The sequence below is a fragment of the Mesorhizobium sp. WSM1343 genome (assembly GCF_055901535.1).
The window spans coordinates 1,388,743-1,402,906 of the sequence record NZ_CM148370.1 but is presented as its reverse complement, the minus strand read 5'-3'; the positions used below and the strand labels follow the sequence as shown (position 1 = coordinate 1,402,906).

Sequence of the window (14,164 nt, the reverse complement as noted above, 5' to 3'; positions counted from 1 at the left end):
CATGTCGCCCAAAAGTGCGCAGCGGTTTTGGGAACACCGACATGCATAAAACCAAACATCTGAAGCGCATCGCCTGAATCTACTTCAGCGCGACGCGCTTTAGCCGCCCGTTCTGTATCCAGTGCCTGCCAAGCCCGACAACAGGGCGATATCAAAAAAGGGGAAATGCATGACCAAGGTAGCAATCGTCACAGGCGGATCGCGCGGCATCGGCGCGGCGATCTCGATCGCATTGAAGACCGTCGGCTATTCGGTTGCGGCGAACTATGCCGGCAATGACGCCGCAGCGGCGAAATTCAAGGCTGAGACCGGCATTCCGGTCTACAAATGGTCGGTCGCCGACTATGATGCCTGCGCCGCCGGCATCAAGCAGGTCGAGGCCGATCTCGGCCCGGTCTCGGTGCTGGTCAACAATGCCGGCATCACCCGCGACGCCATGTTCCACAAGATCACGCGCGAGCAGTGGAAAGAGGTCATCGACACCAACCTGTCCGGCGTCTTCAACATGACGCATCCGCTGTGGAGCGGGATGCGCGACCGCAAGTTCGGCCGCATCATCACCATCTCCTCGATCAACGGCCAGAAGGGCCAGGCCGGCCAGGTCAACTATTCCGCCGCCAAGGCCGGCGATATCGGTTTCAGCAAGGCTCTCGCCCAAGAGGGGGCGCGCGCCGGCATCACGGTCAACGTCATCTGTCCCGGCTATATCGCCACCGAGATGGTCAAGGCGATCGACGAGAAGGTGCTCAACGAGCGCATCATTCCCCAGATTCCTGTCGGCCGCCTCGGTGAGCCCGAGGAAATCGCGCGCTGCGTCGTCTTCCTCGCATCCGAAGATGCCGGCTTCATCACCGGCTCGACCATCACGGCCAATGGCGGCCAGTATTTCGCCTGACGACGGCGATGTAGGCGCAGAGATCGACGGGCCGGCGCGCCGGCCCGTTTTCGTTGGCGCCATGGTCCTTCGAAGTGACAGCACGGCTGCTGACCCAATCCGGCACGCAGAGGTTAACAGCGGCCCGGCCGGCCTGTGCGAAACCTGCTTCCAAGCCTGTGGATTCTCGGTGGATAAGCTGTTCACAACACAAGATATTGGGGTGAACAAAACGGGAAAATTCCGCTATCGCTGATTCGTCGCCGATTCGTTCCGGCTTTGAGCTGAACGTTAACGACGACAGCCTGAATCCCCTGCCAATTGCTTAACGCGGATTAAGAAAGATCAACAATTTCATAGCCTTGGTCGAGGCATGCCAAGCCACTGTGATCGTTTATCGACAAAGGTTAATGGCAATGCCCTCTTAGCACGAAACGGGCCAGTTCAGCGATTCAGCATGTGGTGCGTGTCGCGGCCGTGAAATCCACATATAGCCGTGAACAAAAGCTGAATCTGCAGGAGTCACTGATTCGTCGCCGATTCGTTCCAGACTCGTTCTATCCGTTAATCCGCATCTGATTGAGAGCTTGACAGAACCACCTTCTGGCTGCCGACGGAACATTCCGCTTTCGCTTCGCGCCCGAAATCCCTATGTGTCGCCTGTCATACGCGCCATTTGAGGCACGCTCCCGACAACCAGAGGCCAGAAGCCTTATCTCCAGGTCCCGGAAGCCTTATTCTAGGTTGATGAACATCCAGCCCAAACACACTGAGCCGCTGATCCTGTCGGGCCGCGACGTGACCGCCGTTCTCGGGCCGACCAACACCGGCAAGACCCATCTCGCCATCGAGCGCATGGTGGCGCATGAGAGTGGAATCATCGGCCTGCCGCTCAGGCTTCTGGCGCGCGAGGTCTACGCCCGCGTCTGCGAGAAGGTCGGCGCCCACAAGGTTGCGCTGATTACCGGCGAGGAAAAGATCCAGCCACCGGGCGCCAAATATTCGGTCTGCACCGTCGAGGCCATGCCGCGCGAGACCGACGCCGCCTTCGTCGCCATCGACGAGGTGCAGCTCGCCGGCGACCTCGAGCGCGGCCACATCTTCACCGATCGCATCCTGCACCTGCGCGGCCGCCAGGAAACGCTGCTGCTGGGCGCCGCCACCATGCAAAGTATCCTGCAGCGCCTGCTGAGGGGTGTCTCGGTGGTGACGCGGCCGAGGCTGTCGCATCTTGCCTATGCCGGCTCCAAGAAGCTGACCCGCCTGCCGCGGCGCACGGCGATCGTCGCCTTTTCCGCCGACGAGGTCTACGCCATCGCCGAGTTGATCCGCCGCCAGCAGGGCGGTGCCGCCGTCGTGCTCGGCGCGCTCTCGCCGCGCACCCGCAACGCCCAGGTGGCGCTGTTCCAGTCCGGCGATGTCGACTACCTCATCGCCACCGATGCCATCGGCATGGGTCTCAACCTCGATCTCGACCACGTCGCCTTCGCCCAGAATCGCAAGTTCGACGGCTTCCAGTACCGCAATCTGACGGCGGCCGAGCTTGGCCAGATCGCCGGCCGCGCCGGCCGGCATCTGCGCGACGGCACGTTCGGTGTCACCGGCCAGGTCGACCCGCTGGACGAGGATCTGATCAAGAAGATCGAAGGCCACGACTTCGACCCGGTGAAGGTGCTGCAATGGCGCACCGCACATTTCGACTTTGCCAGCCTCGACGCGCTGAAGCGCTCGATCGAAACCAACGCCCCGGTCGAGGGACTGACACGGGCATTGCCTGCCGTCGATGCACAGGCGCTCGAGCATCTGTCGCGCGACGAGGACATCCGCGCACTCACCACCAATGCCAAGCGCGTGGCGCTGCTGTGGGAAGCCTGCGCGCTGCCCGACTACCGCAGGATCGCGCCGGCCCAGCATGCCGACCTCATTGCCTCGATCTACACGGACCTCGCACGCCACGGCCATGTCGACGAGAATTACATGGCCGAGCAGGTGCGCCGCGCCGACACAACAGAGGGCGACATTGATACGCTCTCGCATCGCATTGCCCAGATCCGCACCTGGACATTCGTGTCGAACCGGCCCGGCTGGCTGGCCGATCAGGCACACTGGCAGGAAAAGACGCGCGAAATCGAAGACAGATTGTCGGATGCGCTGCATGAGCGGTTGACGAAACGCTTCGTAGACCGCAGGACTTCCGTCCTCATGCGGCGCCTTAGAGAAAATACCATGCCTGAAGCCGAAATTAGTTCTACCGGAACCGTCCTTGTCGAAGGCCACCATGTCGGCGAGCTGCAAGGGTTCCGCTTCACCGCCGACCAGACCGCCGGCGGCGAAGACGCCAAGGCGGTGCGCACCGCTGCCCAGAAGGCGCTGGCCGCCGAGTTCGAGGCGCGCGCCGAACGCTTCGGCGCCTCGGCCAATGGCGATATCGCGCTCGGGTCAGATGGCACGCTGCGCTGGATCGGTGCGCCGATCGGCACGCTTGTATCAGGCGAAGACGCGCTGAAGCCGCGGCTGGTGCTGCTGGCCGACGAACAACTGACCGGCCCGGCGCGCGACAAGGTCGCCGCACGTGCCGAGCGTTTCGTCAATTTCCAGATCGAGTCGCTGCTGAAGCCGCTGGTCGACTTGAAAAACGCCGACCAGATTTCCGGCATCGGCCGTGGCATCGCCTTCCAGCTGGTCGAGAATTTCGGCCTCATCAACCGCCGCGACATCGCCGAGGAGATGAAGTCGCTCGACCAGGAAGGTCGCGCAGCCCTTCGCCGGCTTGGCGTGCGCTTCGGCGCCTACCATGTCTTCGTGCCGGCGCTGATCAAGCCGGCGCCTGCCGGGCTGGTGACGCTGCTGTGGGCGCTGAAGAACGACGGCAAGGACAAGCCAGGTTTTGGCGACGTGGTCCATGCGCTCGCCTCGGGTCGCACCTCGGTGGTCATCGACCCGGCCTTCGACAAGACCTTCTACAAGCTTGCCGGCTACCGCAATCTCGGCCGTCGCGCCGTGCGCATCGACATCCTGGAACGGCTGGCGGATCTGATCCGCCCGGCGACCAACTGGAAGCCCGGTCTCGGCCAGCGCCCGGACGGCGCCTATGACGGCCAGTCCTTCATGGTGACGCCGCCGATGATGTCGATCCTCGGCGCCACCGCGGACGACATGGAAGAGATCCTCAAAGGTCTCGGCTACCGTGCCGAGCCGAAGCCGGCCGTCGAGGTAAAGGCGCGGCTCGAAGCACAGGACAATGCCGCGCGCGAAGCAGCGATGGCGAAGCTTGCGGCGGAAGAGGCTGCACGAGCCGAGCAGACCAAGGCGGCGGACGCCGCAGCAGAGGCAGCAGTCGAAGGGTCGGAGCCGGCATCGGACGCAGTGGCCGTTTCGGAAACGGCGACCGAAATCACCTCCGACGCCGCGGCGGAACCTGCTGCGCCTGCCGTGGAAGAACAGGCGGACGCTCCGGTCGAAACCGTGCAAGACGAAGCGCCTGTTGCCGAGGCTGCTGCTGAACCGGAACCGGTTGAACCGCAGGCAGAGGCTGAAGCTGCCGAGACTGAAGCCGCAGCGGCAGAAGAAGTTGCACCGGCCGAGCTGGTGTCAAATGCCGCGCCGGCAACGGACGCCGCGCCGGACGAACCCGTGACGGTGACTGAAGCAGCCACCGGGGAACCCGCTCCGGAAGCCGAAGCGCCAAAACCCATCCTGTTGTGGCGTCAGGGTCGTTTCGAACAGCGCCCGCGCAACCGCGACGAGAACCGCAGGAACAATCGCCCACGCAACGGACAAGCGCGCGGCCGAAGCGATGCGCCTGCGGACGCCGGCGCACCGAACGCCGCTGCACCCGGAGAGCGTCCGGCCCATGAAGGACGGCGCGATGGAGCCGGCAAGCCGCGCTTCGACCGCTCGAAGTTCAAACCCAAGCCGCAGGCCGAAGGCGAACAGCGACGTGACAGGCCGCAGGGCGAGCGTCCCGACCGCCGCGAAGGCCGTCCCGACTGGAAGGGTGGCAGGCCGGATGGCAAGGGTGGTCCGCAAGGCGGCAAGCCCGCCTTCCAGCCAAAGCCGCGCGAGGAGCGCCCGGTGCGTTTCGATCCGGATTCGCCCTTCGCCAAGCTCGCCGCTCTGCGCGACCAATTGAAGAAGTAGAACCCGGCTCGCTTCGATGGTTGCCGAAGGCCGCCAGCGCATCGACAAATGGCTGTTCTTCTCCCGCGTCGTGAAATCGCGCTCGCTGGCGGCGAAGTTGGTCGTCGCCGGCCGGGTCCGCATCAATCGCGACAAAGCAGCGCAGGCTTCCGATCAGGTCAAGCCAGGCGACGTCCTGACCATCACGCTCGAGCGGCGCATCTTCATCTGGAAGGTCCTCGGCGCGGGCGCGCGACGCGGCCCGGCCGAGGAAGCCCGTACGCTCTACGAGGATATGTCGCCACCGCCCGCACCGAAGGGCGAAGCCCCTCCCGATGCAATTCCGGGGCTGCGCGAGGCCGGCAGCGGCCGCCCGACCAAGAAGGAACGTCGCCAGACCGACCGATTGCTCGGCGAAGATTGATGCCTGGCGTCCAAAAACAGGCGGCGCTTGCCAGGATAACCACGTGTTTGAAGCAAAACTGAACCCGGCAAACAGGAAGCCCTGCATGAGGTCGCCGGCCTCTGGGGCGCCGGCTGCCTGGAATTCCATTTCGAAACGCTGATGCCGACAGGAATGGCTGCCCTTGCAAGCAGCGGCCAAAGGCGTTACCTGACGGAAAAAGCCCAACAAAATGGGACGTCCCGGAGCCGACCGATGACCTATGTCGTGACCGACAATTGCATCAAATGCAAATACATGGACTGCATCGAGGTCTGTCCGGTCGATTGTTTCTACGAAGGCGAGAACATGCTCGTCATCCATCCCGACGAGTGCATCGACTGCGGTGTTTGCGAGCCGGAATGCCCGGCCGACGCGATCAAGCCCGACACCGAGCCCGGCCTCGACAAATGGCTGCAGGTCAACACTGAATACGCCGAGAAATGGCCCAACATCACCGCCAAGAAGGAACCGCCGGCAGACGCGAAATCCTTCGACGGCGAGGCCGGCAAGTTCGAGAAATACTTCTCCGCCGAGCCCGGCGAAGGCGATTGACAATACGGCCGCAAAGGCCGGTATTACGCAGGGTAAGAGGCACGTCACATTAACCGGCTTGACAGCCGGCGCCGGGTTGTGGCCTTCGCGTATGCAGCAAAACCTTGATTCTTCCGACTTTTTGTGTTACATCAGCGAAACATGCCGGTGACACAACGTCGATTTATGGCGCAGACGCCCCAAATCACTGAAAGGTGAAAATCCCATTCGGACCAGAGCGATCTGGGCCAGGCGGTCGCGATGTTGCGGTTTGCCGGTCCGGCTTTTCCGATGGGTTCATCTGTTGTGCGGCTAACGGTCGGTTTCTCCGATCGCGCGAGTTCGGGCCGGCAGGACGCCGGTACCACAACAAGGAGTTCAGTGCGCAATGGCAACGATCACCCCGCAGAAGAAGTCCACCGCTGCGCGTCACGGTTTCAAGACCGGCGAGTACATCGTCTACCCGGCGCATGGCGTCGGCCAGATCGTCTCGATCGACGAGCAGGAAGTTGCTGGACACAAGCTGGAACTGTTCGTCATCGACTTCTCGAAGGACAAGATGCGCCTGAAGGTGCCGGTCGCCAAGGCGACCTCCATCGGCATGCGCAAGCTGTCGGAAGAGGATTATGTCGAACGCGCGCTGAAGGTCGTGCAGGGCCGCGCCCGCGTCAAGCGCACCATGTGGTCGCGCCGCGCCCAGGAATATGATGCGAAGATCAATTCGGGCGACCTGATCTCGATCTCGGAAGTCGTGCGTGACCTCTACCGCGCCGACAACCAGCCGGAGCAGTCCTATTCCGAGCGTCAGCTCTACGAGGCGGCGCTCGACCGCATGGCCCGCGAGATCGCGGCCGTCAACCGCATGTCGGAAACCGAAGCCGTGCGCCTGATCGAGGTCAACCTCAACAAGGGCCCTAAGCGTGGCGCCAAGGCCGACAATGAAGAGGCCGAGCAGGAAGAAGCTGCCTGATCTTTCTCACCTTTCGAGAAATCCTGCCAGAAACGATTGGAGGCTCCGGTTTGACCGGGGCCTCTTTTGCTTTCGGGCGGCAGCTTCGATGTTGGTAGGCCCTGCGCACCAGCGTGCTGCATCGCGGCTTGCCGGCGCGCCGAGCCGTCGAGCGCGCGTTTTCGTTTTAACGTGTGTCGCCACTTATCGCCTTGCCGCCAAAGCAGACCGCGGCAATGGTCTCGCGCAATTCCTCGTCGGCGATCGGCTTGTGCAGGATGCGGCTGCCGCTGGCGCTGATCTCCTTGAGGCGCGCCGGCGACGTATCGCCAGTAATGATGATGGTCGGGACAAGCCGGCCGATATGGGCGTGAAGCGCACGGATCGCGTCGGTGCCGGTGGTGTCATTCTCGAGACGGTAGTCTGCGATGATCAGGTCGACCGGCGCATCGCCGGCAGCCAGCGCCGCCGTATGGGCCTCCTGCGCCTCTGCGGCGGAGCGGCCGGGATAGACACGATGTCCCTCCAGGCTGAGCAAGCGCACCATGGCATCGAGAACGTCGCCCTCGTCCTCGACCACCATGATGCCGGCGGCACTGCTGGCCGGCGATGTCGTGTCGACCTCCAAGCGAGCTTGCACCGCGCCGGCCTTCGCGACGGTGATGGAAAACAGGGAACCGCGCCCGGACGTCGAAGCCAATTTCAGGGGGTGCCCCAACAGCTCGGCGGTGCGGCGAACGATGGCGAGCCCGAGTCCCAAGCCTTGCGTGCGGTCCCGCGCCGGGTTCTGCAACTGCACGAACTCCTCGAAGACCATCCCCTGCTGATCGGCGGGGATGCCGGGGCCGCTGTCGAGGACCTGTATCTCCACACATGCGCCGCGCCGGCGACAGCCCAGCAGGACACCACCTTGCTTGGTGTAGCGAAGGGCATTCGAGACCAGGTTGTTGAGGATGCGCTTCAACATCATCGGGTCGCTGTCGACGTAGAGACTGCTGTCTACCACGCGCCACGTAAGTCCGCGTTGTTTTGCCTCGGCGGCGAATTCATTGCGAAGATCACCAAAGAGGTCGCGCAGCGGCACCGCCTCGCTCGCGACCGTGACGATGCCCGCATCGAGCCGCGAGATATCGAGCAAAGCGTTGAGCAGCCCACTAAAGTTGCTGACAACCGATTTCGCCCGGCTGGCCAGATCGCGCGCCTCGCCGGAGGGTACGTCGCCGCGCTGCCCCAATATGGCAAGCGTCGAGACCAGCAGGCTCAGGGCATGGATCGGTTGGCGCAGATCGTGACTCGCCGCCGCCAGAAAACGCGTCTTGGCACGGTCGGCGGTCTGCGCCCTGTCGCGTTCCTCTTGCAGGTGCTCGACCAGCGTTTCGTTCTCCAGTCGCAGGCTGACGGTTTCGCGCAGCATGCGGTAGGTGATACGGCAGTAGTAGAAATTGATCGCCACCAGCGATGCGAGCAGGAACAGGAAGGCGCCGGAAATATCGCTTTGGGTGGTCAAGCAGCGCAAGGCGACCGGAACCACCGTGGCCAGGATGGAACCGACCAGCGCCGGCGGAAAGGCCGACAGCGACGGCACCGTACCGCAGACGAGACCAGTCAGGACGATGACCGTGAAGGACAGCACGATCGGCGCCTCGGGCATAAAGCCGACCCAGCCAAGCACCCCCCACAGAAGGCCCGACATACAGGAAAACGCCGTGGCCAGCCATGCCCAGCGCAAGATCGAGCCGCGATCCCTTGAGCGGCTGAAAAAACGGCGCGACGCCAGCACCCGGAAACGTCAGCAGATACAGCGCCGCCAGCCAGCCGATCAGCCAATTGGCGGAAACGGCCGTTCTCAGAACATAGACCGCCGCCATCGAGATCACGATGTTGGAGATGACCACGCCGTAGGAATTGCGATACAGGAGTTCAACCAGGGCCTGGCGTATCTTGTCTTCCTGCATCGAATCCCTCCAATTGTCCCAAGTAATTCTCCGGCCGGTCTTCCCCGGTACCGTTGATCTACCGGCAACCTGTTTCGCATAAGTTGGCGATCGGTCCATATACGCCGCTGCAGCCCTGGATGGTGCCCCGATGAACCGCTCGCTCACCGCCATACTCGCCGACGACCATGCCATCGTGCGCGAGGGGCTGAAGCTGCTTATCTCGGCTATGGACAATGTCTCGGTCGTCGCCGAGGCTGCGGATGGCGAGGCGCTGCTTGGCCAGCTGCGAAGCACGCGCGCCGACCTTTTGATCCTCGACCTCGGCATGCCGGGTGTGGCCGGGATGCAGTTTATCGCCACCATCAGGACCTTGGCGCCACGCCTGCGGATCGTGGTGCTGACGGCCAATGTCGAGCCGAGGACAGTACGCGCCGCGCTCAGCGCCGGCGCCAACGCCTACCTGACCAAGGATGGCGATCCCGAGGAACTCGGCGCTGCCATCGAAGCGGTCAAGAACGGAGGCACCTATCTGGCGAAAACCGTTCGCTTCGCGGTCAGCGATATAGGCAGGGACAGCGAGCCGATAGCCGCGCAGGAAATCCTGTCCCCGGTACCGCTGACGCGACGCGAACGGCAGATCCTTCAACTGGTGGCGCAAGGCATGATCACGCGCGACATCGCCGAACGACTGGGCATCAGCCTGCCGACCGCTCGCAAACATCGCGAAAATCTGATGGGCAAGCTCAGTCTCCACAACACCGCCGAACTGACCGCCTACGCGGTTCGTCTGGGATTGCCCACCGGCTGATATCGCAGCCGCTACAATGGGCAACCCGGCAACGTCCCCTTAACCATCGGCAGATTAGCCAAACCCGATCATCACCCAAATACGGCATCCGTCGTATGTTTTCGGCCTGCCCCCCGGCCTACTCCTCCCACGGCTTGATCATGGGAGGAGCTGTCATGCCATCGCTGGATCTCTGGATTCCGTTCGCCCTCGCAACGCTCGCCTTCGCCTGCATGCCAGGACCGGCGATTCTCTACATGACAGCGCAGACGCTGGCCCATGGCCGTCAGGCCGGATTGATGGCGGCACTGGGTGTCCATCTTGGTTGTTACGTGCACATCCTGGCCGCGGCGGTCGGGCTCGCCGCACTGATGGAACACGCGCCGGTCGCTTTCTTGGTGATCCGATGGGCGGGCGCCGCATATCTCATTTCGCTGGGCCTTGCCATGTTCCTGGGCTGGAACCGGATGGGTGAGGATGGTGCCAGGCCGGCCCCGAATACATTTCGCGACAGCATGGTCGTCGAGATCCTCAATCCCAAGACGGCACTGTTCTTCCTGACCTTCCTGCCGCAGTTCGTGGATCCGTCAGCCGGCATGGCCGTCGGGTTGCAGTTCCTCATCCTCGGCATCATCGTCAATCTCATCTTCTCGATGGCCGACCTTGCGGCGGTCGGCATCGCCTCGCTCGCCGTTGGCCGGTTCACTGGCGCCGGATGGGTGATCCCCAAGACATGCGGTTCGATCCTCATCGGACTTGGCGTGGCGCTCGTCAGCCATCATATCTGAACCTGCAAATGAAGAGCCGCGATTTCGGGGGAGATCTGACGGTGAAATTTCAGCGGCTGCTGGCGGCAAGGCCCGATATGCCGAAGGATGGCTGACGGCCTGCTCGCGCATCCGGCAAGATATACCGGAACCGGCGCGCCTTCGGGGCCATCGCCCGAATTCTACAGACCCTAGGCCGCGCCTACCCGCCGCCGCCTTCCTTCTCAGCCTCCTGCTTCAGCGTCGCAATGAACCGCTTCGTCCGTTGCTGCTCCGGATTGTTGAACAGCACCGCGGCCGGTCCCTTCTCGACGACGACGCCGGCATCGAGGAACACCACTTCCTTGGCGATCTTGGAGGCGAGGCGCAGATCATGCGTCGCCATCACCATGGTCGTGCCTTCACTGGCGAGCTTGCCAAGCACGTCGACCACCTCTTGCGCCAGTTCCGGGTCGAGTGCCGAGGTCGGCTCGTCGCAGAGCAGCACTTTCGGCGACGGCGCCAAGGCGCGGGCGATCGCCACGCGCTGCTGCTGGCCGCCCGACAGCGTCGCCGGCCAGGCGTCGGCCTTGTGCGCCATCCCCACCTTCTCCAGCAGAGCCAGCGCCCGCTCGCGTGCCCTCTCAGGCGCCCATTTCAGCACCGTCACCAGCCCTTCCATGACGTTCTCGATCGCGGTGCGATGCGGAAACAGCTGGAAGTTCTGGAACACCATGCCGGTCTGCAGCCGCAGGCGCTGGATATCCCTGGCCGGAACCCTGCCACCAGGATGGAATTCGAGCGTCTCGTCGCCGATGCGCACCGTGCCCGAGGTCGGGATCTCCAGGAGGTTGATGCAGCGCAGCAGGGTGCTCTTTCCCCCGCCCGACGGGCCGACCAGCGCAGTGACGCTGCCTTCGGCAATGGTGACCGTCACGCCCTTCAACACGAGATTGTCGCCAAAGCGCTTTTCGATGTTGCTGAGGCCGATCATGAGCGTGCCTCCAGGAAGCCGCCATAGCGGTTGAGCCGGGTCTCCAGCCGCGTCTGCAAGGCCGACAGCACCGAACTCAGCGCCAGATAGAGGATCGCCGCCTCGACATAGAGGATCAGCGGCTCATAGGTGGTGGCGACGATGCGCTGCGCCGCCTGGAACATCTCCGGCACGGTGATGGCGGCGGCCAGCGACGTATCCTTGACCAATGAGATGAAGGTGTTGGAAAGCGGCGGCACCGCGACCCGGCCGGCTTGCGGCAGGATGGTGCGCCGCATCGCCTGGCTCCAGGTCATGCCGATCGAATAGGCCGCTTCCCATTGGCCCTTCGGCACCGAGCCTATGGCCGCGCGGATGATTTCCGACGTGTAGGCGCCGATGTTGAGCGTGAAGCCGATCAACGCCGCCGTGAAGGCGTCGAGCAGGATACCGACCGACGGCAGGCCGTAGAAGATAAGGAACAGCTGCACCAGCAGCGGCGTGCCGCGGAAGATCCAGACATAGAAGCGCACCAGCGCGACCAGCGGTTTCGGACCAAACAGCCGGGCAAGCGCCGCACCCAACCCAACGGTCAGCCCAAGGACGAAGGACAACAGCGTCAGCGGCACGGTGAAGATCAGCGCCGCCCACAACAGCGAAGGCAGCGACTCCAGCATCAGTTGCAGCCAGTGCGGCACGTAAGACCCTCCAAATAAGTCGAGGCTTCGTCGAGGCGCGACATATCACGACAAAAGCGGCGGACCGTCAAAGACGACTCGCCGCTCGATATGTCCTGTGGGCCGCGGAGCGGCCCGCCTCATAGATTACTTCGAAACGTCCTGGCCGAAATAGGTGTCGGAGATTTTCTTATAGGTGCCGTCGGCCTTGATGTCGGCCAGCGCCTTGTTGATCGCCGCGACCAGCTCCGGATCGCCCTTGCGCACGATGACGCCGGAATAGTCGGCGTTTTCCTCTTGCGCGGCGATCTTCACATTGGCGTCGGGCTTGTGCTTCTTGAAGTCGAGGAACGACAGGCTGTCATTGATCGTGGCGTCGGCACGGCCTGTCAGAAGCAGCTGGATCGATTGGTCGAAGCCATCGGTGCCGACCAGCTCGGCGCCGTTCGTTTCGGCCAGCTTGCCGAAATTCGAGGTCAGCGACTGCGCCGACTTCTTGCCCTTGAGATCGGCAAAGGTCTTGATGTCTGTGTTGTCGCCGCGCACGATTAGCACCGCCTTGGAGGCGATGTAAGGATCGGAGAAGTCGTACTTGGCCTTGCGGGCATCGGTGATGCCGACCTCGTTGATGACGGCGTCATAGCGATTGGCGTCGAGGCCGGCGATCAGCCCGTCCCACTTGCCTTCGAGGAATTCGACCTTGACGCCGAGCTTGTCGGCGATCGCCTTGGCGATTTCGACGTCGAAGCCGACCAGTGCGCCCGAAGTGTCATGATAGGTGAATGGCGCATAAGTGCCTTCCGTGCCGACCTTGATGACCCCGGCCTGCTTGATCTGGTCGAGATTGGCGCCGGCATGGCCTGCGGTGACAGCCAAGGCCTGCAGCGTTCCGGCGATGATGAGCGACTTGAGCCATTTCATTTTTCTGTGATCCCGTCCTTGGCCGGCCGACCGGCATATTGTGAGCGCTGGAAACTGGCAGATGCAAGCCGAAAAAATAAGGAACAGAATTCCAAAAACAACCAGTTTCTGAAATCGGATACTCAAACTGGCGCTTTCCAGCCGACACCAGAACTGTCGCGGATCATCCCCGGAGTCCGTCGGGCAACACAATCCCGCAGCCACGGTCGCGGAACCTTTCCCGCGCATGGCAGTTCTGGCTGTTCTAGGGCACGACGCCGCCATTTCAACCCGGGCGCCAGCCAAGTTTGCAAAGTCATCCGCACCACCCAGGGAGCGCCTCATGATGGAAGACACGGCAGGACGGATCATGGTCCGCGCGGCGATGAAGGCTCCCTACCTCGAGCGTGACGAAGAGCATCGGCTTGCATTGCTCTGGAAAGAGGACAACGACCAGAACGCGCTGCACAGCATCACAGTCGCGCATATGCGGCTGGTCATTTCCATGGCCTCCAAATTCCGCCATTACGGCCTGCCGCTCGGCGACCTGGTCCAGGAAGGTCATGTCGGACTGCTCGAGGCCGCCGCCCGCTTCGAGCCGGAGCGCGAGGTGCGGTTCTCGACCTATGCGACATGGTGGATCCGGGCCTCGATGCAGGACTACATCCTGCGCAACTGGTCGATCGTGCGTGGCGGCACCAGCTCGGCGCAGAAGGCGCTGTTCTTCAACCTGCGACGCCTGCGCGCGCGGCTGGCGAATGGCGCCGAGCCACTGTCAAACGCAACGCTCTATCGCGAAGTATCGGAAGCACTCGGCGTCTCCGAAGCCGACGTGGCGATGATGGATTCGCGGCTGTCGGCTCCCGACTCCTCACTCAACATGCCGGTTGCCGACGATGCGGGTTCGACCGAGCGCATGGATTTCCTGGTCTCGGACGATCCGCTGCCCGACGAGATCGTCGGCGACAAGATCGATGTCGCGCGCCGCTCGCTCTGGCTGAGGGAGGCGCTTCGCGCGCTCAACGCACGGGAGTTGAGGATCATCGAGGAACGCCGGCTTAACGACGAGGGCGCGACGCTGGAAGCGCTCGGCGAAACCCTCGGCATCTCCAAGGAACGCGTCCGCCAGATCGAGGCCCGCGCCATGGAAAAGCTGAAGGTCGCATTGGTGAAGCAGAATCCGGAGTTCATGGCGACTGCCGCCTGAACGGCGGCAGGCGTCCGGA

General features: G+C 63.1%; 13 protein-coding genes. 9 read left to right on the top strand and 4 right to left on the bottom strand.

Features of this window, described 5'->3' with window-relative positions:
* The first annotated feature begins 169 nt into the window (after positions 1 to 169).
* The 5 genes from phbB (at position 170) to AC0NIL_RS06720 (ending at position 6,939) form a co-directional block, all read left to right on the top strand.
* The gene (gene phbB / locus AC0NIL_RS06740) at positions 170 to 895 is read left to right on the top strand and encodes an acetoacetyl-CoA reductase (RefSeq protein WP_013529183.1); all 726 of its coding nucleotides are present in this window, start codon (positions 170 to 172) and stop codon (positions 893 to 895) included.
* A 726-nt stretch (positions 896 to 1,621) separates the two neighbouring features.
* Positions 1,622 to 5,014 carry a helicase-related protein gene (locus AC0NIL_RS06735; RefSeq protein ID WP_275954375.1) on the top strand — a complete coding sequence of 1,131 codons (3,393 nt, stop codon included), beginning with the start codon at positions 1,622 to 1,624 and terminating at the stop codon, positions 5,012 to 5,014.
* 16 nt (positions 5,015 to 5,030) lie between these two features.
* Positions 5,031 to 5,417, top strand: a complete 387-nt coding sequence (locus AC0NIL_RS06730; RefSeq protein WP_013529181.1) for an RNA-binding S4 domain-containing protein — start codon at positions 5,031 to 5,033, stop codon at positions 5,415 to 5,417.
* A 234-nt stretch (positions 5,418 to 5,651) separates the two neighbouring features.
* Positions 5,652 to 5,990: a ferredoxin FdxA gene (fdxA, locus tag AC0NIL_RS06725; RefSeq protein WP_013529180.1), complete on the top strand. Its 339-nt coding sequence runs from the start codon at positions 5,652 to 5,654 to the stop codon at positions 5,988 to 5,990.
* Between the two features lie 367 nt (positions 5,991 to 6,357).
* Positions 6,358 to 6,939, top strand: coding sequence for a CarD family transcriptional regulator (locus AC0NIL_RS06720; protein WP_013529179.1), 582 nt, complete (start codon positions 6,358 to 6,360; stop codon positions 6,937 to 6,939).
* Between the two features lie 166 nt (positions 6,940 to 7,105).
* Here the strand turns inward: AC0NIL_RS06720 and AC0NIL_RS06715 are convergent, their stop codons facing one another.
* A complete protein-coding gene (locus tag AC0NIL_RS06715; protein ID WP_473572967.1) occupies positions 7,106 to 8,503 on the bottom strand; it encodes a hybrid sensor histidine kinase/response regulator in 1,398 nt (465 codons plus the stop codon).
* 28 nt (positions 8,504 to 8,531) lie between these two features.
* On the opposite strand from AC0NIL_RS06715, the gene AC0NIL_RS06710 reads away from it, so the two are divergent.
* From AC0NIL_RS06710 to AC0NIL_RS06700, 3 genes are all read left to right on the top strand, one after another.
* Positions 8,532 to 8,930 carry a hypothetical protein gene (locus AC0NIL_RS06710; RefSeq protein WP_473572965.1) on the top strand — a complete coding sequence of 133 codons (399 nt, stop codon included), beginning with the start codon at positions 8,532 to 8,534 and terminating at the stop codon, positions 8,928 to 8,930.
* Between the two features lie 73 nt (positions 8,931 to 9,003).
* Positions 9,004 to 9,663 (top strand): response regulator, encoded by a 660-nt coding sequence (locus AC0NIL_RS06705; protein ID WP_024502940.1) that lies wholly within the window; start codon positions 9,004 to 9,006, stop codon positions 9,661 to 9,663.
* Between the two features lie 155 nt (positions 9,664 to 9,818).
* Entirely contained in the window at positions 9,819 to 10,430 is a 612-nt protein-coding gene (locus tag AC0NIL_RS06700) for a LysE family translocator (protein ID WP_024502939.1), read from the top strand.
* 181 nt (positions 10,431 to 10,611) lie between these two features.
* Here the strand turns inward: AC0NIL_RS06700 and AC0NIL_RS06695 are convergent, their stop codons facing one another.
* From AC0NIL_RS06695 to AC0NIL_RS06685, 3 genes are all read right to left on the bottom strand, one after another.
* A complete protein-coding gene (locus tag AC0NIL_RS06695; RefSeq protein ID WP_013529175.1) occupies positions 10,612 to 11,382 on the bottom strand; it encodes an amino acid ABC transporter ATP-binding protein in 771 nt (256 codons plus the stop codon).
* Positions 11,379 to 12,059, bottom strand: coding sequence for an amino acid ABC transporter permease (locus tag AC0NIL_RS06690; protein ID WP_013529174.1), 681 nt, complete (start codon positions 12,057 to 12,059; stop codon positions 11,379 to 11,381). Before AC0NIL_RS06690 ends, AC0NIL_RS06695 begins: the two co-directional genes overlap by 4 nt.
* Before the next feature lie 126 nt (positions 12,060 to 12,185).
* A complete protein-coding gene (locus AC0NIL_RS06685) occupies positions 12,186 to 12,959 on the bottom strand; it encodes an amino acid ABC transporter substrate-binding protein (RefSeq protein ID WP_013529173.1) in 774 nt (257 codons plus the stop codon).
* A 322-nt stretch (positions 12,960 to 13,281) separates the two neighbouring features.
* On the opposite strand from AC0NIL_RS06685, the gene AC0NIL_RS06680 reads away from it, so the two are divergent.
* Entirely contained in the window at positions 13,282 to 14,145 is an 864-nt protein-coding gene (locus AC0NIL_RS06680) for an RNA polymerase factor sigma-32 (protein WP_027162506.1), read from the top strand.
* Positions 14,146 to 14,164 lie beyond the last annotated feature (19 nt).

Excerpts from the sequence above, each read along its gene's own strand:
- phbB (WP_013529183.1), top strand. The coding sequence starts at position 170 with ATGACCAAGGTAGCAATCGTCACAGGCGGATCGCGCGGCATCGGCGCG.
- AC0NIL_RS06735 (WP_275954375.1), top strand. The coding sequence starts at position 1,622 with ATGAACATCCAGCCCAAACACACTGAGCCGCTGATCCTGTCGGGCCGC.
- AC0NIL_RS06730 (WP_013529181.1), top strand. The coding sequence starts at position 5,031 with ATGGTTGCCGAAGGCCGCCAGCGCATCGACAAATGGCTGTTCTTCTCC.
- fdxA (WP_013529180.1), top strand. The coding sequence starts at position 5,652 with ATGACCTATGTCGTGACCGACAATTGCATCAAATGCAAATACATGGAC.
- AC0NIL_RS06720 (WP_013529179.1), top strand. The coding sequence starts at position 6,358 with ATGGCAACGATCACCCCGCAGAAGAAGTCCACCGCTGCGCGTCACGGT.
- AC0NIL_RS06710 (WP_473572965.1), top strand. The coding sequence starts at position 8,532 with ATGACCGTGAAGGACAGCACGATCGGCGCCTCGGGCATAAAGCCGACC.
- AC0NIL_RS06705 (WP_024502940.1), top strand. The coding sequence starts at position 9,004 with ATGAACCGCTCGCTCACCGCCATACTCGCCGACGACCATGCCATCGTG.
- AC0NIL_RS06700 (WP_024502939.1), top strand. The coding sequence starts at position 9,819 with ATGCCATCGCTGGATCTCTGGATTCCGTTCGCCCTCGCAACGCTCGCC.
- AC0NIL_RS06695 (WP_013529175.1), bottom strand. The coding sequence starts at position 11,382 with ATGATCGGCCTCAGCAACATCGAAAAGCGCTTTGGCGACAATCTCGTG.
- AC0NIL_RS06685 (WP_013529173.1), bottom strand. The coding sequence starts at position 12,959 with ATGAAATGGCTCAAGTCGCTCATCATCGCCGGAACGCTGCAGGCCTTG.
- AC0NIL_RS06680 (WP_027162506.1), top strand. The coding sequence starts at position 13,282 with ATGATGGAAGACACGGCAGGACGGATCATGGTCCGCGCGGCGATGAAG.